General features: G+C 67.5%; 14 protein-coding genes and 1 riboswitch. Of the genes, 11 read left to right on the top strand and 3 right to left on the bottom strand.

All coding sequences use genetic code 11. From position 1 onward, the window contains the following. The first annotated feature begins 153 nt into the window (after window positions 1-153). The 6 genes from glnA to AC1AYP_RS04895 all read left to right on the top strand — a co-directional run bounded on the left by glnA (window position 154) and on the right by AC1AYP_RS04895 (window position 8149). Complete coding sequence (gene glnA / locus AC1AYP_RS04870) at window positions 154-1602, top strand: type I glutamate--ammonia ligase (protein ID WP_051922743.1); 1449 nt, start codon at window positions 154-156, stop codon at window positions 1600-1602. A gap of 241 nt (window positions 1603-1843) precedes the next feature. Then, window positions 1844-2389, top strand: a complete 546-nt coding sequence (locus tag AC1AYP_RS04875) for a hypothetical protein (RefSeq protein WP_476546978.1) — start codon at window positions 1844-1846, stop codon at window positions 2387-2389. A 162-nt stretch (window positions 2390-2551) separates the two neighbouring features. Continuing rightward, window positions 2552-3535 (top strand): cation diffusion facilitator family transporter, encoded by a 984-nt coding sequence (locus AC1AYP_RS04880; RefSeq protein ID WP_476502070.1) that lies wholly within the window; start codon window positions 2552-2554, stop codon window positions 3533-3535. A 40-nt stretch (window positions 3536-3575) separates the two neighbouring features. Then, window positions 3576-4070: a hypothetical protein gene (locus AC1AYP_RS04885; protein ID WP_476532854.1), complete on the top strand. Its 495-nt coding sequence runs from the start codon at window positions 3576-3578 to the stop codon at window positions 4068-4070. Between the two features lie 83 nt (window positions 4071-4153). Continuing rightward, the gene (ligA, locus tag AC1AYP_RS04890; protein ID WP_476546981.1) at window positions 4154-6856 is read left to right on the top strand and encodes an NAD-dependent DNA ligase LigA; all 2703 of its coding nucleotides are present in this window, start codon (window positions 4154-4156) and stop codon (window positions 6854-6856) included. A 147-nt stretch (window positions 6857-7003) separates the two neighbouring features. After that, window positions 7004-8149, top strand: coding sequence for an Mrp/NBP35 family ATP-binding protein (locus AC1AYP_RS04895; RefSeq protein ID WP_476546983.1), 1146 nt, complete (start codon window positions 7004-7006; stop codon window positions 8147-8149). 30 nt (window positions 8150-8179) lie between these two features. On the opposite strand, the gene AC1AYP_RS04900 is transcribed toward AC1AYP_RS04895, so the two are convergent. Further along, window positions 8180-11608, bottom strand: a complete 3429-nt coding sequence (locus AC1AYP_RS04900) for a tetratricopeptide repeat protein (RefSeq protein ID WP_476546985.1) — start codon at window positions 11606-11608, stop codon at window positions 8180-8182. Between the two features lie 134 nt (window positions 11609-11742). On the opposite strand from AC1AYP_RS04900, the gene AC1AYP_RS04905 reads away from it, so the two are divergent. The 3 genes from AC1AYP_RS04905 (at window position 11743) to AC1AYP_RS04915 (ending at window position 16725) form a co-directional block, all read left to right on the top strand. Next, window positions 11743-13914, top strand: coding sequence for a hypothetical protein (locus tag AC1AYP_RS04905; RefSeq protein ID WP_476546986.1), 2172 nt, complete (start codon window positions 11743-11745; stop codon window positions 13912-13914). A gap of 154 nt (window positions 13915-14068) precedes the next feature. After that, window positions 14069-15736: an aryl-sulfate sulfotransferase gene (locus tag AC1AYP_RS04910; RefSeq protein WP_476546988.1), complete on the top strand. Its 1668-nt coding sequence runs from the start codon at window positions 14069-14071 to the stop codon at window positions 15734-15736. A 182-nt stretch (window positions 15737-15918) separates the two neighbouring features. Further along, a complete protein-coding gene (locus AC1AYP_RS04915; protein ID WP_476546990.1) occupies window positions 15919-16725 on the top strand; it encodes an ATP-binding cassette domain-containing protein in 807 nt (268 codons plus the stop codon). A gap of 91 nt (window positions 16726-16816) precedes the next feature. On the opposite strand, the gene AC1AYP_RS04920 is transcribed toward AC1AYP_RS04915, so the two are convergent. Both AC1AYP_RS04920 and ppgK read right to left on the bottom strand, forming a co-directional pair. Beyond that, the gene (locus AC1AYP_RS04920) at window positions 16817-17980 is read right to left on the bottom strand and encodes a pyridoxal phosphate-dependent aminotransferase (RefSeq protein WP_476546992.1); all 1164 of its coding nucleotides are present in this window, start codon (window positions 17978-17980) and stop codon (window positions 16817-16819) included. 85 nt (window positions 17981-18065) lie between these two features. Continuing rightward, window positions 18066-18833, bottom strand: a complete 768-nt coding sequence (ppgK, locus tag AC1AYP_RS04925; protein ID WP_476546993.1) for a polyphosphate--glucose phosphotransferase — start codon at window positions 18831-18833, stop codon at window positions 18066-18068. A gap of 154 nt (window positions 18834-18987) precedes the next feature. Between ppgK and AC1AYP_RS04930 the strand changes: the two genes are divergently transcribed. Both AC1AYP_RS04930 and AC1AYP_RS04935 read left to right on the top strand, forming a co-directional pair. Further along, window positions 18988-19773 (top strand): nitroreductase family protein, encoded by a 786-nt coding sequence (locus AC1AYP_RS04930; RefSeq protein WP_476546995.1) that lies wholly within the window; start codon window positions 18988-18990, stop codon window positions 19771-19773. Window positions 19774-19924: 151 nt separating this feature from the next. Beyond that, window positions 19925-20078: riboswitch (FMN riboswitch) on the top strand. Window positions 20079-20085: 7 nt separating this feature from the next. Continuing rightward, window positions 20086-20688, top strand: coding sequence for an ECF transporter S component (locus AC1AYP_RS04935; protein ID WP_476546996.1), 603 nt, complete (start codon window positions 20086-20088; stop codon window positions 20686-20688). Window positions 20689-20690 lie beyond the last annotated feature (2 nt).

Genomic DNA, 20690 nt, shown 5'->3' on the forward strand with positions numbered 1-20690 from the left:
TCCCGTCGCGAGACTGCGGCGAACCGCGCCAACGCAACGATTGACGGTTCCCGTTACCAGTCACGAAACATTCTCGTAACCGAAGTTTCGAGCGCGCGAAACGCGCGTTCCTATGCTTTTACCCTGTAAGTCATTTCGATAAAAGGAGCGATCGTGGCTGAGAACAAGATCTTCGCCCATACGCCGGAAGAGGCCGAAGCCCTCATCAACAAGGAAGGCGTCGAGTACGTCTCCGTCCGTTTCACCGATCTGATCGGCGTGCAGCAGCACTTCACCGTTCCGGTCAGCGAGTTCCTGGACAACGCGTTCACCGACGGCATGCCGTTCGACGGCTCGTCCGTGCAGGGCTTCCAGGCCATCAACGAATCCGACATGAAGCTGGTCCCGGACGTGACCACCGCCTTCATCGATCCGTTCCGCAAGCACAAGACCCTGGACGTCTCCTTCTCCATCGTCGACCCGCTGACCGATGAGCCGTACTCCCGCGACCCGCGTCAGGTCGCCGGCAAGGCCGAGGCCTACCTGAAGTCCACCGGCATCGCCGACACCGCGTCCTTCGCGCCGGAGGCCGAGTTCTTCATCTTCGACAAGGTCCGTTACGAGAACTCCGCCCAGCGCTCCTTCTACGAGGTGGACTCCATCGAGGCCCCGTGGAACACCGGCGTCGACACCGAAGAGGACGGCACCCCGAACATCGGCTTCAAGAACCGCGTCAAGCGCGGTTACTTCCCGGTCCCGCCGATCGACCACAACCAGGATCTGCGCGACGACATGGTCGCCAACCTGCAGAAGGTCGGCCTGCAGCTCGAGCGTTCCCACCACGAGGTGGCGGGCGCCGGCCAGCAGGAGATCAACTACCGCTTCAACACGCTGCAGCACGCCGGCGACGACCTGATGAAGTACAAGTACGTCGTCCACGAGACCGCCGCCCTCGCCGGCAAGTCCGTGACCTTCATGCCGAAGCCGATCGCCGGCGACAACGGCACCGGCATGCACTGCCACCAGTCCCTGTGGAAGGACGGCAAGCCGCTGTTCTACGATGAGCAGGGCTACGGCGGCCTGTCCGACATCGCCCGCTGGTACATCGGCGGCCTCATCAAGCACTCCTCCGCGGTCGTCGCGTTCACGAACCCTTCGCTGAACTCGTTCCACCGTCTGGTCCCGGGCTTCGAGGCCCCGGTCTCGCTGGTCTACTCGGCCCGCAACCGTTCCGCCGCCATCCGTATCCCGCTGGCCGGCACCTCCCCCGCCTCCAAGCGCATCGAGTTCCGCGCCCCGGATCCGTCCTGCAACCCGTTCCTGGCCTTCTCCGCCCAGATGATGGCCGGCCTCGACGGCATCCTGAACCACATCGAGCCGCCGGCTCCGGTCGACAAGGACCTCTACGAGCTGCCGCCGGAAGAGCACGCGAACATCAAGCAGGTGCCGAGCTCCCTCGGCGAGGCGCTGAATGCCCTCGAGGAGGACAACGACTTCCTCACCGCCGGCGACGTGTTCACCCCGGATCTCATCGAGACCTGGATCGAGCTGAAGCGCGACGAGATCGACCAGGCCCGCCTGGCCCCGACCCCGCTCGAGTACGAGCTCTACTACCACATCTGATTCTTGCCGAATCACATGTGCAAGACCCCGCGGTCCACACGGATTGCGGGGTCTTCCCGTTTCCGGGAATCTCGGGAATCTCGGGAATCTTCGGGCGGCGGATTCCCCGGGTTCCGACCGAAGCCCGCCGCAAGCGGCTATGATAGGAACTGCACAGACCCCGACGGCGCATGGATGCATTCGGCGGGGCACGAATCGGAGTCCCGGCTCGGGAATCCGACCGACGAGAAGGGAACATACGATGACCGACAACAACCAGGCACCCCAGCCGCAAGCTCCTTACGGCCAGCCGGAATACGGTGCGGCCGCACCGCAGGCGCAGCCCGCGCAGCCGTCCCAGCCCCAGTATGGCGCTCCGGCCCCGGCCACGCCGCAGTACGGCGCCCCGGCCGCCCCCGCCGCCCCCGCATACGGCGCGCCGCAGCAGAACCCGTACGCCCAGCCGGCCCCCGGCTACGGCGCGCAGCAGCCCGCCTACGGCCAGCCCGCCGCCGGCTACGGCTATGGCGCCCCGCAGCAGGCGCCGTACGGTGCTCCGGCCCCCGGATACCCGGCCCCGCAGCCCGTCGAGGAGAAGGGCTCGTTCGGCTGGGCCGTCCTCGGCTTCCTCATCCCGCTCATCGGCCTCATCCTGTTCCTCGTGTGGAAGGACTCCAAGCCCGGCGACGCGAAGATGGCCGGTATGGGCGCGCTCGTCTCCGTGATCGTCAGCGTGGTCCTGTGGCTGCTGCTCGTGATCATCGGCGTCATCGCCGGAGTGTCGTCGAACTTCGCCGTGCTGCTGTGACGCGCTGACGCGATCCATCCGCATCGTGGGCGTGGGATGCCTCCCGGATCGGGGATTCATCCCGCGCCCACGTTTCGTATCACGCCATGTCCGCAACGCCGCGGGGAACGCGCCGTCACGGGCGTCACGCGTCTACAATCGCATCCTGAGGAGAGGATAACCGTGGCAGACAACGACAAGACCATTGAGAACGGGAAGACCAAGGCGGGAGCGGCGGTGAAGGCCGCTTTGGCGGCGAACATCGGCGTGGCGCTCGCGAAGTTCGCGGCGGCCGCGTTCACCGGATCGTCGTCCATGTTCTCCGAATCCGTGCATTCGGTGGCGGACTGCGCGAACGAGATCGTGCTGATGATCGGCGACCGGACCTCCGACCACAAGTCGGACGGCGACCATCCGTTCGGGTTGCACCGCATCAAATATCTGGCGAGCTTCATCGTGGCGACGCTCCTGTTCTTCGTCGGCGGCGTGTTCGCCGTCTCCCAGGCGGCGTCCAAGCTCACCGGGCTCATCGACGGCTCCCTGCCGCGCGAGGCGGAGCCCATCGAGCTCGTCGCCGCGCTCGTCGTCGTGGGCGTCTCCGCCTGCCTGGAAGGCTACGGCCTGCACACGTCCATCCACGAGGCGCGTGAACGCATGAAGCGCGTCAAGGTGGAGAGCGATTCGCTGGTCAAGTTCTGGCGCCGCACCAAGTCCGCCGAACTCGCCTCCGTGATGATGGAGGACACGCTCGCGCTGATCGGCCTCGCGTTCGCAGGTCTCGGCATCGGACTGTCCATCGCGACCGGCGACGAACTCTATGATGCGATCGGCGGCCTCATGGTCGGCCTCGTGCTGGTGTGCGGCTCGGCGGCGCTCGCGTTCAAATCCGGTTCGCTGCTCATCGGCGAGGACATCGACCCGCGCACCCGCGAGATGCTGGTCGAGGCGGTCGAAGGCACGCAAGGCGTGAACCGGCTCATCAACATGCAGGCCATCCACATGGACGAGGACGCGGTGCTGCTGTGCATCAAGGTCGAGACCGACAAGTTCGACCGCGACTACGACGTGCAGACCGTCGACAAGATCGAGACGAGCATCCGCACCGCCCTGCCGTGGTATGAATGGGAGATCTACGTCGAACCGGACATCTGGCGCGCCCAACACTGAACCGCGACCGACCATCCCACGACACCCTCGAAAGGACCATATGATGACCAACGACGACCAGCAGCCGCAGACGCCCTACGGCCAGGAGACGCCATCACAACCGGAGTACGGCGCGCAACAGCCGTACCAGCCAAACCCCGGATATGAGGCCCGGCAGCAGACACCGAACTATGGGTACGCCTCCACCTACGGGCAGCCCCAATACGGCCAATCCCCGTACGCCCAGCCCCAGTACGGGCAGCCCGCCTACGGATACGGGCAAACGCCGTACGGGCAGCCCGGCTATGGATACGGCTATGCGATGACCGATTCCGACCGGACCATGCGTCTGGTCGCCTTCGTGCTCAACCTCGTCACCACCATCCTCACGGGCTGGCTGATCATCCCGCTCGCCTGGGAGATTCCCATGACCGTCCACAGCTGGGGCGTCTACAAGGGAACCAAGGCCAACACCACCGCCTTCGCCGTCTGCGACCTGATCTTCCTCAATATGGTCGCCGGCATCCTGCTGCTCCTCAGCACGAAGGAGGCCTGACCCATCCGGCACATCCCCACCGGTCCCTTCCGCGTCCGGGTAGAATCGATGCGGAAACCATCGGACACGGCCAAGGCGGGGATATGACGGACGAGCAGCTTGCATGGGATTTCGACGCGATGACGGCCGGCGACGGCGCATCCGGCGACACGACGCCGGCCATCGTCGCCGACGAGGGCATCACGCATCTCGCACCCGGAAGCGAGGCATGGATCGCCGCCCTGACCCCCACCGACGCGGACGCGACCCGTCTTGACCATCTCGACGTCGACACGCTGAATGCGGAGAACGCGGCGCGCCTGTGGGCGCGCGTCGCCGCGTGGGTGGAATCCGACCAGATCGCCTACTACATCGACGACGCGCCGGTTTCCTCCGACGCCGCCTATGACGCGCGACTGCGCTGCCTGCAACGATTGGAGGCCGCGTTCCCCGCGCTCGACAACCCGCAGAGCCCCACGCACCGGGTGGGCGGCACGTTCTCGAACGATTTCACGTCCGTACGCCATCCGAGCCGCATGATGAGCCTCGACGACGTGTTCTCCATCGAGGAGCTCAGGGACTGGTACGACTCGGTCATCCGCGACCTCGACTGGCCGGAGGGCAAAAAGCTGCCGATGAGCTGCGAGGTGAAGATCGACGGCCTCGCATTGAACCTCATCTACCGCAACGGCGTGCTGGAACAGGGGCTCACGCGAGGCGACGGCGTGACCGGCGAGGACATCACCCTGAACGTGCGCACCATCGGCTCCATCCCCGCGAACCTGGGCGGCGAGAAGGACGACATCCCCGAATTCGTGGAGATCCGCGGCGAGGTGTTCATGCGCTGGGACGACTTCCACGAGCTCAACCGCGAGCAGGAGGACGCGGGCCGCGCACCGTTCGCGAACCCGCGCAACGCGGCCGCCGGCTCGCTGCGCCAGAAGGACCCGCGCATCACCGCCACCCGTCGTCTGAGCTTCTATGCGCACGGCCTCGGCACGCTGCGCTGGGGCGCGAACGCCGCCGGGAAGCACGACCAGGTCGACGACCAGTCGGAGGCGTACGCCCTCTACGAGAAGTGGGGCGTGCCGGTCTCGCCGCACAACCGCACCGTCACGTCGTTCAGCGAGATCCTCGCGATGATCGACTACTACGGCGAACACCGCGGCGACATCGAACACGCGCTCGACGGCATCGTCGTCAAGGTCGACGACCTCGCATTGCAGCGCACGCTGGGCGCGACCTCGCGCGCGCCGCGCTGGGCCATCGCGTACAAGTACCCGCCGGAGGAGGTCAACACCGAACTGCTCGACATCACCGTGCAGGTGGGCCGCACCGGCCGCGTCACCCCGGTCGCGATCCTCAAGCCCGTGTACGTGGCCGGTTCGACGGTCGCCCGCACCACGCTGCACAACCCGTCCGAGGTGAAGCGCAAGAACGTGCTCATCGGCGACACGGTCGTCGTGCGCAAGGCGGGCGACGTGATTCCGGAACTCGTCGGGCCCGTGCTGGAACGCCGCAAGGGGCGTGAAGGCGAACTGCGCGAGTTCGTCATGCCGGAGCATTGCCCCTCGTGCGGCGCGAAGCTCGCGCCCGCCAAGGAGGGCGACAAGGACATCCGCTGCCCGAACGTGGAAAGCTGCCCGGCGCAGCTGACCGAACGCGTGATCTCGCTCGCCTCGCGCAAGGCGTTCGACATCGAGCATCTGGGCGACCAGTCGGCGATCGCGCTCACGAACCCGGAGGAGAACCGCCCCGATTCGGTCGCGACCTACGCGCCGAACATCACCGAAATCCTCGTCAAGCCCGGCGAGGAGCCGGAACCGTACGAGCCGGTCGAGGGACTGGCGTTGCCGGAACGGCAGACGCCGGTGTTGTCTTCGGAGGCCGGACTGTTCGCGCTGACCGCCGCCGACCTGCGCGACGTGCGCGTGTGGCGTGAGGCGCCGATCATCGAGATCCACGAGACCGTCGGCGCGAACGGGCGCAAGAAGAGGACCCGCAAGCGCGTGGGCGGTTCCGGACTGTGGCATCAGGTGCCCGCGTTCTGGACGGCCCCCGCGCCGGCGAAAAAGCTCACCGCCAAGCAGCTGGCGGCGCGCGCCGGCGCGACGACGACCGCCGACGACGTGACCGTGACCGCCTACCCGGACTACGACGTGCCGGCCGACGCGGTCGTCGTACGTGTCGAGCATAAAAAGACGCGTGCCGGCGAGACCGACGTGCCGGTGGTCGTCCGCCCGGCGGAGAACACGCGCAAGATGTTCGACGAGATGGACAAGGCGCGTCACGCCGACCTGTGGCGCGTGCTGGTCGCATTGTCGATTCGCCGACTCGGTCCGCCGACCGCGCGGCTCATCGCCTCGTCGCTCGGCTCGCTCGACGCGATCGAAGAGGCGAACGTCGACGAGCTCACGCAGATTGACGGCGTGGGCCCGGAGATCGCCGAATCGGTGGTGCACTGGTTCACTGCCGCGAAGGAGCCCGGCGACTGGCGCGGCGAGACGCTGCGCGCGTGGCGTGCCGCCGGCGTGGGCGTCGCGGCCGCCGAGAAGAGCACGCTGCCGCAGACGCTCGCAGGCAAGACGGTGGTCGTCACCGGATCGCTGGAAGGCTATTCGCGTGACTCCGCGAAGGAGGCGATCCTCGAACGCGGCGGCAAGGCGGCCGGATCCGTCAGCAAGAAGACCGATTACGTGGTCGTCGGCGCGAACGCCGGCTCCAAGGCCGCGAAGGCCGAGGAGCTCGGCATCCCCATGCTCGACGAGGCCCAGTTCGCAGTGCTGCTGGAGACCGGCGAGGTCTGATGCTTTCGGGCTCCCTCTGACGAGGGAGCTGGCCCGCGCAGCGGGACTGAGGGAGAGACCAACGAGGTCCGAGTCTGGCATGGCGGGCGTTCGCACGCTACGCTGGTGTGCGGCATAACGACGATACGGCGACAAGAGGAGGACGCGTTGACGGACAGCAGGCACATCGAGGCGGCGATCTACGAGAGGCTGAGCAAGGTCATCGATCCGGAGCTGGGGCGTTCGGTCACGGACCTGGGCATGATCGCGGCGATCGACGCGACGCCCGCCGCCGCACGGAACGGCAACGACGGCACCGCGGCCGGCGCACGAGACGCCTACGACGTGACCGTGCACGTCGAACTCACCGTGCCCGGCTGCCCGCTGAGCGAGACCATCACGAACCAGATCAACGGCGCGGTCGCCTCCTATCCGGACGCGGACCTCACCCCTCATATCGAGGTCAGTTCGATGAGCCGCGACAAACTCGACGACCTCGTCGCCGGACTCAAGGCGGAACGCAAGCAGAACCCGTTCAACAAGCCGGGCGTCAAGACCCGCATCTTCGCGATCGCCTCCGGCAAGGGCGGCGTCGGCAAATCGTCGGTCACCGCGAACCTGGCCGCCACGTTCGCCGCGCTCGGCTACGACACGGCCGCCATCGACGCGGACATCTACGGCTTCTCCCTGCCGCGCCTGTTCGGCGTGCACACGCAGCCCACGAACCTGAACGGCATGCTGATGCCCGTCACCGCGTGGGGCGTCAAGCTCATCTCGATCGGCATGTTCGCAGGCGCGGACCGCGCGATCCTGTGGCGCGGGCCGCGCCTGCAGCGTTCGCTCGAACAGTTCCTGTCCGACGTGTGGTGGGGCGAACCGGACGTGCTGCTGCTCGACCTCGCCCCCGGCACCGGCGACATGGCGATCTCGGTGGCGCAGGCGCTGCCCAACGCGGAGCTCGTGGTCGTGACCACGCCGCAGCCGAGCGCGTCCGACGTGGCCGTGCGCTCGGGTCTCGTCGCGCTGCAGGTGCCGATGAAGGTGCGCGGCGTCGTGGAGAACATGAGCTTCTACGAGCACAAGGGCGAGAAACTGGAGATCTTCGGCCGCGGCGGCGGCGAGCGCGTGAGCGAGCAGCTGACCGAGGCACTCGGCTACGACGTGCCGCTGATGGCGCAGCTGCCGCTCGAACCGGAGCTGCGCGAGACCGGCGAGGCGGGCCGCCCGGCCGTGCTGGACGCGGACGGCGCGCTCAGGGCGGGCGGTGTCGGCACCGAGTTCAAGGCGCTGGCCGAGCGGCTGATGGCCGCGTGACCCGTTCGCTCAGCCGCGTGACCCGTTCGCTCAGTTGTTGAGCGAACGGATGAACTGGGCCTGCACCACGTCGATGCCGTTGTTCTCGTCGTCGTTCATGCGGGCGGCGGCGACGGACAACGTGCGCGCGGGCACGAACAGGCCCTCGTCCACGGTGATGCGCGCCGCGTCGCGCACGATGCCGGCCACCTCGGTGTGCGGCCAGACGGGCAGATCGTGGTCGGCGAGCACGCGCGCCGCGTCCTCCACGCTTTCCGGCACGCGGATGCACTGCGAGTCGGCGCGGGCGACAAGCTCCTGCAGTTCGCTTTCCAGAGAGCCGATCTGACCGGGTGCGATGTGGTCGCTCATCAGGTAGGCGGCCACGGCCGTGTCGAAGCGGTCCTGCATCCATTCCGCGTAGGCGAGACGGTAGTAGGCGAACGCGGCGTCGTCGCGGTCGAGCGCCACGTTGAGCGCGTTGAGGCATGCGGCGCGCGCCGAATCCCAATCCTCGCTGCGCGCCAGCTGCACGGCGAGCTTCAGATGCGTGAGCGGGTAGGCGGGCGCGTAGGAGACCATCATGTTGAGATGTTTGAGCGACGCACGCGCGCCCTTGATCTGGGCGAGCACGTCGGCGAGCTCCATGTGCGCGTAGAACAGGTTGTCGGGGATGAGCACGGTGCGCTCCCCCGGCGTGGCGAACAGCCGGTTATAGATCACGCGCTCCGCGTACGAGTTGAAGTAGCGGGGCACGCCGTCGCCCTTCGCGTAGAGCGCGTCGAGCCGGCCGATCGCCGATTCCGCGGTCTCGAACGCCTGGTCCACCTGTCCGCCGAACAGCAGATCGCGCGCCTTGAGCCGTTCCCGGTCGAGCTCGTCGGCCATGGCCATCGTGACGGGAGGCGTGTCGCGCCCGTCGATGAGCGCGCTGGTGATGTTCGGCGCCTGTTCGGAAAGCTCCGGGTCGCCGATCATGTCGACGATGCGCATCGCCTCCTTCGCCTTCGCGACGGAGGGCGTCGTCTCGTCGGAGGCGAGACTGTGGAAGTCGGATTCGGCGCGCTGCAGGAGGTCGACGCGTTGGATCGACAGTCCGACCGCGTCCGGCGTGCCGAGCACGCGCGCCGCGGCGGGTGTGAACCGGTGTTCGGAGGATTCGGGCTGTTCCTGCGCGCCGGCGGGCGCGAACCGCTGGTCGCGCAGGTCGAAGCCGGCGTCGACGGGTTTGAGCGCGCCGTCGCCGTCCACGTCCATCACCGCGTCGAACATGCGGTACGTGTCCATCGGATGGTCGAGCGCGTCCTCGCCGATGCGGGCGAGGAACGCGTCGCGCGTGAACGTGACGGTGGCGAGGTTGCGCACGGTCGGATTGCGCTTGAGCACGCTCATCGGATCGCCGTCGTCGTCCGCATCCGCATCGTCACCCGCGATGTCGGCGCCTTCCGCGTCAGCCGCGTCAGCCGCGTCGCCGGCGTCGCCGGGCATCGCGGCGATGCCGAACGCGTCGCCGTTCCGGCCGTCGTCCCGGCCGTCGCCGGGCATCGCGAACGCGGTCTCGTCGATGTCGACGCCCTGCATGAGGTCCTCGAACCGGCGTTCGATGCTGTCGTCGCCGTCCGTCTCCTCCCCCGCGTCGCCGGACGGCGCCTGGGCGTCCGCGCCCGGCTGCGCCGCGTCGGAGACCGGATGCACCGGCGTGTGCGTCGGATCGCCGTGGAAGTCGCCGTCCTTCGGCTCGGCCTTGCCGCGCACCGCGCCCATGCCGCCGGTGTGCATGCGTTCGAACGCCCCCAGCGCCTCGCTCATCATCGCCTCGATGGCGGAATCCTGTTCGGAGACGGCCTCCTCCAGTCCGAGCGAGTCGACGTGCAGCGACACCTCGCGCACCTTGTCGCTCGCGGCGAAGCTCATCGCCGCCATGATCAGGCCGACGCGCAGGTTGTAGGCGGCGCTCATCTCGGCGCGTTCGCTCTCGCTCAGCGACACCCAGCGGTGGTCGGCCTCGTCGTAGCGGGTGGCGGGCATCATCGACACGCCCGCCGTGGTGAATCCGACCGCCACCTGTCCGGCCGCGAGATTCGAGCGGATCTCCACGTCGAAGCGGTAGGGCAGGCGCAGGCGGCGCACGAGCAGCGCCATGCTCTGCCGGTACACCCATTCCGATCCGGTGTCGCCGTGTTCGCCCGCCTGCTCGCCGATGTGGCGGGCGATGCGGTGCGCCTCGCGCACCAGCGAGGTCATCGCGTTGTGGTCGGCTTCGCGGTCCATCCGCGCGTCGCGTCCCGCGGCCGCGCCGTCGACCGCGTTGCGCGCGCCGGCCGCCGTGTCGTCGTCGCCGTCGGCGTCGTCAGTGCCGAGCGCGATCAGCGCCGGATCGTCGAGCAGTTTCAGGTCGATGGTGGCCGCCTGGGCGCGCGTCACCGTCTCCTCGGTGGGTTCCAGGCCGAGGCGCGCGTTGCGTTCCAGCCACGCGCTCACCGAGGCGAACCGGTTGAGATTGCCTTCGATGGCGAGCGCGCGCAGCGCCGGCGCGAGTGACAGGGACGAATCCCAGGTGAAGAAGTAGGAGCCGGAGTAGCTGGACGTGTACAGGTGCAGCGGTTCCGCGCCGTGCACGGCCTCGAGTCCGGGCGCCTCGTCGAGCGCGCCGGCCTCGTGCATGAGTTCGGCGAAATGGTCCTCGAGACCGGAGACGCGCATGCCGTGCGCGCGCACTTCGAGCATGTCGCGCACGGACCGGCGGATCGCGCCCATCGGCGCCTCGCGGTTGAGCCGGCGGAAGATGTTGCCCGCGCCGAAGCCGACGAGCATGCCGCGCATCTGGGGCAGCATGTAGGCGGCGAAGAACGCGATGGCGACGGCGTCGCGGAATTCGAGGCCTTCGCGCATGTCGCGGCGCAGCGGGTAGCGCATCTGCTCGAGCGTGTAGGTGCCGTCCCGGCCGTCGCGCCGCCATGAGGCGAGCCAGGTCAGACGTCCCGTGTCGTCGCGGCCGACGATGCCGCCGCCGACCCGGTCGCGCCGCGGTTCGCGGGTGAGCATGAACCGCGGCTCCATGCCCTGGACGTCCATGCCGATCTCGGTGCCGACGTACACGCGTCCCTTGCCGTCCGCGTAGGCGATCTGCGAGAAGTGGTCGCGGTCGGCGAACACGCCGAGCGAGAAGCCCGCGCCCGCGCCGTTGCCGCCGAGGCCGCCCTTCGACGGCAGCTGCGCCCAGCCGAGCGTGAGCCGGCCGGGCACGTCGTCGAAGTCGAGTTGGCGACGTTTGACGAGCGGGCCGAGACGGCGCGAATGGCTGGCGAGCTCCTGCGCCACGTCCATTTCGGTGCGGGTCCCGGACGATTCACGCAGGAATCCCGCGGCGGCCGCCTCCTGCGCCGCCTTGTCGATGGTCGCGCCGAACGGGTCCGCGGATTCGAGCATCCCCCGGCCCGAACGCGTCAGGCGCCTGGCAAGCCCACGTACCCGCCCCATCGCGGCCTTCCATGGTTCCGAGGGGCTTTCGTGGTGGTGTGACTTGCGTACTGACATGCCTCACATTGTTCCAACGCAACCCGACATGGAGCCGGTCGTGAAGCCCTGAGAATAACTGCCTATAGAATGGTCGCGTGCCTCATCTTCCCCATCCGTTCGCCAAGGGTTCGCGCCGCCGCGCGGCCGTCGCCGTGATCGCCGCCGTACTCGTCGTGCTCGCCGTCGAATGCGTGGGGTTCAATCTGCCGTTCTGGCGCACGCTCGGGGCGAGCACCGATTCCGCCTCCTACGAGAACACGATGGGACCGGGGCTCGAACGCACGGACACGGGGCTCCTGCGCGTCACCGATCCGACGGCGGCCTGGCTCGAGGTGAAGGCGGACGGCTCGTCGGACTATGCGCGCGTGGACGCGTTGGAGCCGAAGCAGGACGCGCTTCGCGTCATCCATCTGCGCGCCTCGTTCGTCTCGGGTTCGTCCGCGGGCGACGACGCCGAAAACGGCGACGCGACGGCGACGCGGTCGGTGTCGGTGTCGCCCGCCTCGCCGCGTTCGCTGTTCCTCAAGGCGCCCGGCTCCGGCGTGATGCGCGTATGGGTCCAGGAGGCGAAGGGCTCGGTCATCCCGATCGAGGCGATCCGCGCGAACGTGCGCATCCCGTTCTCGTTCAGCCCCGCGCGTGTGGCGCTCATGCTGGCCGCGCTGCTGGCGGTCGCGCTGTGGCGTCCCGGCTCACGGCTGTGGCGGATCGCGCTCGACCCGTCGAGCCGCGCGCAGCGTCTCGCGTTCGCCGGTCTGGTCGCCCCGTTCGCCGTATGCACCGCCGTGAACGTGATCTGGCAGATGCGTTACGCGACGCCGTTGTCGTTCCACCAGCCCGGCGGCTACACGTACGACATCGACCAGTACGGCCATCTCGCCGACGCGCTCCTTAACGGCCATGTCTCGCTCGATCTCATCGTGCCGGAGGCGCTCGCCGCCGCCCCGGACCCGTACGACGTGGCGACGCGTTCGCGTCTGCTCGCCGGGGGCGTCAGTCCGATCTATTGGGATTACGCGTATTACGACGGCCACTGGTATTCGTATTTCGGCGTGGTTCCGGCGGCGGTCCTGTTCGCCCCCTACCGTGCGCTGACCGGCCGCATGCTGTCAAGCGCGGCGGCCGTCCACCTGCTCATGTTCGTCGCGCTGGTGTTCGTCTGGCTGCTCACGATCCGTCTGATCGCCCGTCTCGCGCCGCGCACGTCGCTCGCGGCCACGTCGATGATGCTGCTGTTCGTGCCGTTGGCCGCCGACTTCCCGTATCTCGCCTACCGTACGAACTTCTATTCGGTGCCGTTCGCGGCCTCACTCGCGTTCACCGCCGCGGGATTGTGGCTGTGGGTGGGCGCTTCGACCGTGAAACGTCCGTTGAATCCCGCCGACCGGTGGCGCATGGACGGCGCGCCGGAGCTGTCGCTGCCCCGGTTGGGGCTCGGCGCGTGTCTCATCGCCGTGAACTTCGGCTGCCGCCCCACGTTCTGTCTGGCCGCGATGCTCGGCTTCCCCCTGTTCTGGCCGCAGATCCGCGCGATGGCCGCGAATCTCAAAGCGCGCCGCGTGCGCGTGAGGCACGCGCTGCGCGCCCCGCTCGTGGTGCTCGCCGCGGCGGCGGTCCCGTTGCTGCCGCTCGCCGCCTACAACCACGCCCGTTTCGGTTCGTTCCTCGAATTCGGCAACGACTACCAGTTCACGGTGACGGACATGACGACGTTCCGGCAGCCGATCGCCGATATCCCCGCGATGGTCGGCTACTATCTGGCCCTGCCGCTCAGGATCGTGCGTGATTTCCCGTTCGTGGCGCTCTCCCCCGCGCCGCTCGGCGAATGGGCGTTCGCGGAGCCGATGGTCGGCGGCCTGTTCGTGCTGTGCCCGCTGCTGCTCGCCGTGTTCGCGCTGCCGTTCCTCATGCGGTGCCCCCACCTCTCCCCCCTCATGCCGGTGATGGCGACCGCGGCGGCGCTCGCCCTGTTCATCACCGTGTTCGACGCGTCGAGCGCCGGCCTGGGATGGCGCTATATGGGCGATTTCGGATGGCTGTTCGCGTTGGCGGCGTTGCCCGGCCTGCTGCGGGCGGTGAACGGTGCCGGCGACGGCTCCGCGCCGGCCTCCACCGGGACGAGGATCGTGCGGGTCGTCGTCCTCATCGTGCTCGCGGCCACGGTGCTGGTCAACGTGCTGTGCCTGTTCACGCCCGGCAGGCAGGATCAGATGATCGGCACGAGTCCGGGCCTCTTCCATGACGTGATGACCTGGTTCACGCTCTGACGAGCTCTCCCCCTCCCCGTCCATCGGAGGCGGGGCCGGACTCCGGCTTTCAGGCAAATCCCAGTGGAACCCCAAGAATTCCAAGGGCGCGGGCATAATACTGAGTGGGTCAGTGTGCAATAGCGTCCGCAGCCAGAAAGCCGGAATCATCACAATGAAGCGAACAGCAAACAGCAATCTCGTATTGAAGATCGTGGCGGCAGCCGTCACACTCGCCGTCGCATGCGGCCTGTGCCTCGTCACGCAGGACAACGTCGACGCGGCGATCAAGGAGCATCGCGTCGAACGACTCAACGCGCGCATCGAGAACATCTACACCGCCGACTACCAGAAGATGGCCGACGAGAACCTCGCCGCGGCGCGCGACAAGTCGGCCGCCACGCTCGACGACCCGTTCGTCGAGGAGAACCCGTACGGCACGAACACCACGTCCCTGTACGTCTACTTCACGACGGACCAGAAGACCAGCGTCTCCTACACGGTGAGCGCGGCCGGCTACCCGGACTTCTCCGCCACCGCCGAACAGGGCGACGACTACGCGACGACGCACGAGTTCCTCGTGCTCGGTCTCATCCCGAACGTGAAGAACACGATCACGCTCACGTTGAAGGACTCGTCCGGCACGACCGTCGCCACCAAGCAGATCACGCACAAGGGCGCGAAGATCCTCGGCGAGGAGGAGGTGCGTCTCGAACAGCCGGTCGAGCCGACGAGCGAGGCCACGCAGGCGCTCGGCAACGGCCTGTACGCGATCCTCGGCAACGACTCCAACGACCAGGACTTCATGTACTACTACGACGTGAACGGCGTGCTGCGCGGCGAGGTGCCGGTGCTCTACTACCGTTCGCACCGTCTCCTGTTCGACGACAATGGCCTCATGTGGTTCTCCGCCTCGACGAAGCACTTCGTCGGCATGAACCGTCTCGGCAAGCTGGAGAAGATCATCGACCTGGGCGACCGGTTCATCCTCCACCACGACTACGCGCTCGACTCGGACGGCAACATCGTGTCCCTCGCCACCGACCTGACCCGTTCCGACCACGCGGTCCAGGACCAGGTCATCAAGGTGGACACGACGACCGGCAAGGTGACCCAGCTCATCGACTTCGGCGACATGTTCCCCGACTACAAGGCGTCCACCGACCATTCCGGCATCGACGAATCCGACCCGACCGCCACGAACCGCTGGGACTGGATCCATTTCAACACAATCCAGCTGCTGCCCGACGGCTCCGCGCTGTTCTCCGCGCGCGAGACCTCCACCATCATCAAGGTGGACGACGTGGAGGGCACGCCGAAGCTCGACTGGATGATCGGCGAGCCGACCGTGTGGGACGGCACCTCCTACAAGAAGTCGTTCCTCACCAAGGTGGGCGACTTCGGCGACACGGGCGGCCAGCACTCGATCACCTACGAGGAGGACCCGTCGCTGCCCGACGGCCAGTACTACATCTACATGTTCGACAACAACTTCGGCTACGCGATGACCCGACCTGACTTCGACTGGACGACGATCAAGGGCATCTCCACCGCGCAGAGCTCGAAGGACCCGGACTCCCGCTCCCAGTTCCGCAAGTACCTAGTGGACGAGAAGGCCGGCATGTACACCGAGGTGCAGTCGTTCGACGTGCCGTACTCCCCGTACGTGAGCTCCTCGCAGGAGATCACCGATTCCATCAACCTGGTGGACACGGGCATGCAGGGCGTGTTCGGCGTGTACGACGACGCCGGCAACCTGCAGGCGCAGTACAAGATGGCCCTGTCCACCGGCTACATCTACCGCGTCTACCACTACGATTTCAAGGGCTTCTACTTCGCCTGACGGCCCGATCCACCCCAGCTCCGGCCCCCTCAGTCGGCCTCCGGCCGCCAGCTCCCCCTGAAGGGGGCGCAACAGTGGGATGCTCCCCCTTTTAGGGGGAGCTGTCCGCGCAGCGGACTGAGGGGTGCACCGCGCGGCCCCTCAAGGCGCATCGGCCCATGCCACTTACTACAGTAGGCGGCATGGGCTTTTTCTTTTCCCGCAAACCCGCCGCGAAGCCGGCGTCGCTCACCTTCACGCTCTCCGGCGCCGGTCACGTCTACGATGACGGCCACACGGGCCTCAACCCCACGGACCTGACGATCACGGAGAAGCGCGTCGCGATCATCGGTCTCAACGGCTCCGGCAAATCCACGCTGCTCGGCCTGCTTGACGGCTCGCTCAAGCCGTCCGCCGGCACGGTCACGATCTCCGGCGACCGGACCGACCCGGCCGCCGCCGCGCTCGGCACCTCGTCGAAGAAGGATCTCAGGACTGTCGACGAATGGGTCGGCAAGGTACGCCGCGAGGAGATCCCGAACGTGTTCTACCGTGCGCAGGACATCACGCAGGCGGTGGACGAATCGTTGAAGAAGCACAAGATCGCGGACGCGGAGCGCGCGGCGCGCATCGGCAACCTGTTCGCGCATTTCGGCCTGCAGCGCCTGCGCAAGGCGAAGGCGGCGGAACTCGATTCGGAGAAGCGCCATCTGCTCGCCATCGCGGCGGCGCTCGCGTTCGACCCGGCGGCGATCGTCGCGGACGAGCCGTCGAAGGGGTTGGACGAGATCGGCACGCGCCATGTGGCCGAGGCGCTGTTCACCTACGACAAGCAGGTGATCGTCGCCACGCATGACACGGACATGATCGTCCGCCCCGAATACGCGATCGACCGCACGCTCGTGCTCGACGCGCAGCACGTGGTCTTCGACGGCTCCCCGGCCGACGCCGTCGCCTTCTACATGGATCTGATTCGCAAACGCTACGAGGCGGCGAAGTCGGCGGCGTAAGGCCGGCCCGCCGCCATCGGCCCGCCGCCATCGGGTCGCCGCCATCGGGTCGCCGTCATCGGGATAGCCGTCGCCGCCGTCACGTTCGCCGTCAGCCGAGGTCGAGCATCGCGGCGACCGTGTCGAGCACGGCCGTCACGTTCGCGCGGAACTCGTCCGCCTCGGGCAGCAGCGACAGCGCGAGATAGCCGTTCGTTGTCATGTCGAAGAAGTAGCCGGGTTGTCCGGTGAGACGCCTGGTCCCGATGAGTCTGAGCACGAGCTCGTTCTCGTCGATGACGGCCGGTACGCGCAACAGCACGTTCCAGCCGCCCTCCGCGCGCAGCACGTCGACGAGCCCGTGCGCGTCGCGTGCGAGCAGCGCGTGCAGGGTGGCGAGGTTGGCGCGCACGCGGTCGCGCACGCGCGCCGTCTGGTGCGGCGCGACCGACAGCAGTTCGGGCAGCCGGTCGGCGATGATGTCGCTCATCGGCAGATAGTCGTCGGCGATGACGTCGAGTCGGCGCTGCGCCTCGCGCACGTCGTCCTCCGGCCCGGAGACGCGGATCCAGCCGACTTTGGCGTGCGGCGCGGCAAGCATCTTGGAGAAGCCGTCGAGCGCGAACGTGAGCGCGCCGGTCTCCCCCGCGAGCCGTGCGTTGCCGTCGAACGGCTCCAACGCATAGTCGTAGAACACCTCGTCGGCGATGATGGCGATGCCGCGTTCCTGGCACAGGCGCACGAGCGTGGCGCGCTCTTCCGGTTTCACGTAGGAGCCGGTCGGATTGTTCGGGTTGATGAGGACGAGCGCGCGGATGCGGTCGCCCTCCTGCGAGTAGAGCAGCTCCTCGATGGCGGCGGTGTCGATGTACCAGGAGCCGTCGAACTGGAGTTGGTATTCGATCGTGTCGACGCATTCGAGACGCGCGATCGATTCGATGAGCGGATAACCGGGCTTCGGGGCGAGCACCGCGTCACCGGCGTCGCACAGCAGTTTGATGAGCCACGAATACGCCTGCGACGTGGAGCTCAGCAGGTACAGCGAATCCGGGTCGACGCCCCCGAGGAAGCGGGCCAGCGACTCCCTCGCCGCACGCGGCCCGCGCGGCTCCGCCGTATACTCCCCCGGTACCTCGGCCGGGGCGAGCCCGTGCCTGGTCGGGTTGGAATCGTTGAGCTTGCCGAGCGTCACGCCCTGCGCGCGCGCCTCGGCTTCGGCGGCGGCGATCGGGTTGGGCGCGGAGATGTCCACGCGGGAGGAGAATCGAACGGTCATGCCTCCACTGTAGCGCGGACGACGAAGGGCCGCCCGGAACGGATCCGGGCGGCCCCATGCCGTCTTCGGAAGACGGCGATCGGACTCAGTCCTGCTTGGTGCTCGCGTAGTAAGCGGCGCCGACGATGCCGGCCTCGTTGCGCAGCGCTGCGGGCACGATCGGGGTCTTGATCTCGATGAACGGCAGGAACTTGTCCGCCTTGCGGCTCACGCCGCCGCCGACGACGAACAGATCCGGGTTGAAGTACTTCTCCAGCAGACCGTAGTACTTGGTGAGGCGCTTCGCCCACTTCTTGTAGCCGAGGTCCTCCTGCTCGCGGATGGAGCTGGCCGCGTACTTCTCCGCGTCCGGGTGCTTGTCGGAGAGGATGAGGTGGCCGAGTTCGGTGTTGGGCACGAGCACGCCGTCGATGATGAGCGCGGTGCCGATGCCGGTACCGAGCGTCGTGGCGATGACGAGGCCGTCCTTGCCCTTGGCGGCGCCGAACTGCTGTTCGGCGAGGCCCGCGGCGTCCGCATCGTTGACGACGGTGACGGGGCGGCCGGCGGCCTCCGAGAACACGGCGGTCACGTCGACGCCGACCCACGACTGGTCGAGGTTGGCCATGAAGTCGAGCGGCTTGCCCGGCTTGATCGGCGCCGGGAACGCGATGCCGACCGGAGCGGATTCGGGCACTTCGAAGTGGTCGAGCTGCTGGCGCACGATCTTGGCGACCGCGTCCGGAGTGGACACCTCGGGGGTGAGGATCTTGAGTCGGGGTTCGGCGAATTCGCCCTTCTCCAGGTTGACGGGCGCGGCCTTGATGCCGGAGCCGCCGATATCGATGCCGAACGCCTGCGCGGTTTCAATCATCGTCGATTCTCCTCCTTGTATTGGATTTCCTAACCGTTACCTGCATCGTACCGCCCTCGCATCCCAAACAGCGGACGAACGCCCGCATGTCGCGCATACGTTTGCACCGTCGCCGCATCGTGCGGTGCCATAATGCGGTGACATAATGGGAGGCATGGCAGAACACACGCAACTGATCGATGCGGTGAACATCCGCACCGCCATCCGCTCCTACGACGACGAACCGATCGACGACGACACGGCCCGTCAGCTCGACATGACCCTCGCGCCGTTGAATCTCCTCGGAGACCTGCATCTCCAGCTGGTGCGCAACCACCCGGAGGTGTTCGCGGAGGCGAACGCCTCCGGACATCTCAGGAACGCGGCGAACTATCTGGCCGTCGTCGGCCCGAAGAACGACGCCGAGGCCAAGGAGCGCGCCGGCTTCTACGCGGAGCGCGCCGTGCTCGCCGCGACCTTGAGGGGCCTGGGCACCCTGTGGGTGGCGGGCAGCTGGGACCGTGCGGAGGCGGCGAGGCATTGCCATATCCGCAACGGTGAGGAGCTGTACCTCGCCGTGGTGATCGGCCACCCGGAGCATCACGTGGAGCGCATGGCGAAGTCGTATGAGGAGCTCGTCGAGTTCCAGCGTACGCATCGTCCCACGAAGTCGTTCGACGAGTTCACCGCCGGCATGTCCGCCGAGGCGCGCGAGACGGCGCCGGCCTGGTTCAAGGCGGGCGTCGAGGCGGCGATGAAGGCGCCGAGCGCGATGAACCGCCAGCCGGTCACGTTCACCTACAATGCCGACGATGATACGGCTGCCGCGCACATCGATCCGGCCGCGGGCGACGAGCATTGGGCGCTCAACGATCTGGGCATCGCGAAGCTGCACTTCCAGATCGGCGCCGGCCAGGGCCGGTGGGCGTGGGGCGACGGCGGCCTGTTCCTGCACAAGTAGGCTCCCGCCCGGAATCACCGCCGAACGACCGTATCAATGGCCCTCCGCATCGACACGCGCGTCATGCGGAGGGCCGTTTCGTATGCGACGGGTTTTCCGCACAGTGAAACGGGATTTGCGCGAAATCCACGGTCACGCGTATACAGTGTCTTGTCAGTTTCAGGGAAGGTGCGATTCCTTACTGGCGGTAACCCGGCCCCCGGGATTCACAACGGGAGGCGTCGGGAAGCCCGCGAACCGCGAAAGCGGCCGATCCGGTGCGAATCCGGAGCCAACGGTCATAGTCCGGATGGGAGAAACGGAGAGCTCGGCATGAGCGTATCTTCTGATAATCATTTCCAGTCCAAGACGGTCGACCACGCCACCGGCACGCACGCCACGGGCGTCGCGGATTCCGGCCGCTGGTCCACCCGCCGCATCGCCGTCTACGCGCTGTTCGTCGCGTTGGCGATCGTCACCAGCTTCATCGAACTGCCGATCTTCCCGGCGGCCCCGTATCTGAAGTACGATCCGTCCGGCATCGTGAGCCTCATCGCCGGTTTCGCGTTCGGTCCGGCCGCCGCGGCCATCGTCTCCGTGCTCGGCTTCCTGCCGCACGCGTTCACCGACCCGTGGGGCGCGCTCATGGCGATTCTCGTCGCGCTCGCGCTGTCGCTGCCCGCGTCCGTCATCTACCGTCGCGACCGCACGCGCAAGGGCGCGCTCATCGGCATCGTCGTGGGCGCGGTCGTCGCGCTCGCCGCGGCCATCCTCGGCAACCTCGTCATCACGCCGATCTACGCGCACATGACCGTCGCGCAGGTCGCCGCCATGATCGTGCCGATCCTGCTGCCGTTCAACGTGCTCAAGTTCGCGATCCATGCGGTCGTCACGTTCCTCATCTACAAGCCGATCACCAAGCTGCTCGACAAGTAACC

Source organism: Bifidobacterium sp. LH_424 (assembly GCF_056356895.1).

Coding starts and splice junctions, on each gene's coding strand:
- AC1AYP_RS04875 (WP_476546978.1), top strand. CDS start 1,844: ATGACCGACAACAACCAGGCACCCCAGCCGCAAGCTCCTTACGGCCAG.
- AC1AYP_RS04885 (WP_476532854.1), top strand. CDS start 3,576: ATGATGACCAACGACGACCAGCAGCCGCAGACGCCCTACGGCCAGGAG.
- ligA (WP_476546981.1), top strand. CDS start 4,154: ATGACGGACGAGCAGCTTGCATGGGATTTCGACGCGATGACGGCCGGC.
- AC1AYP_RS04900 (WP_476546985.1), bottom strand. CDS start 11,608: ATGGGGCGGGTACGTGGGCTTGCCAGGCGCCTGACGCGTTCGGGCCGG.
- AC1AYP_RS04910 (WP_476546988.1), top strand. CDS start 14,069: ATGAAGCGAACAGCAAACAGCAATCTCGTATTGAAGATCGTGGCGGCA.
- AC1AYP_RS04915 (WP_476546990.1), top strand. CDS start 15,919: ATGGGCTTTTTCTTTTCCCGCAAACCCGCCGCGAAGCCGGCGTCGCTC.
- AC1AYP_RS04920 (WP_476546992.1), bottom strand. CDS start 17,980: ATGACCGTTCGATTCTCCTCCCGCGTGGACATCTCCGCGCCCAACCCG.
- ppgK (WP_476546993.1), bottom strand. CDS start 18,833: ATGATTGAAACCGCGCAGGCGTTCGGCATCGATATCGGCGGCTCCGGC.
- AC1AYP_RS04930 (WP_476546995.1), top strand. CDS start 18,988: ATGGCAGAACACACGCAACTGATCGATGCGGTGAACATCCGCACCGCC.
- AC1AYP_RS04935 (WP_476546996.1), top strand. CDS start 20,086: ATGAGCGTATCTTCTGATAATCATTTCCAGTCCAAGACGGTCGACCAC.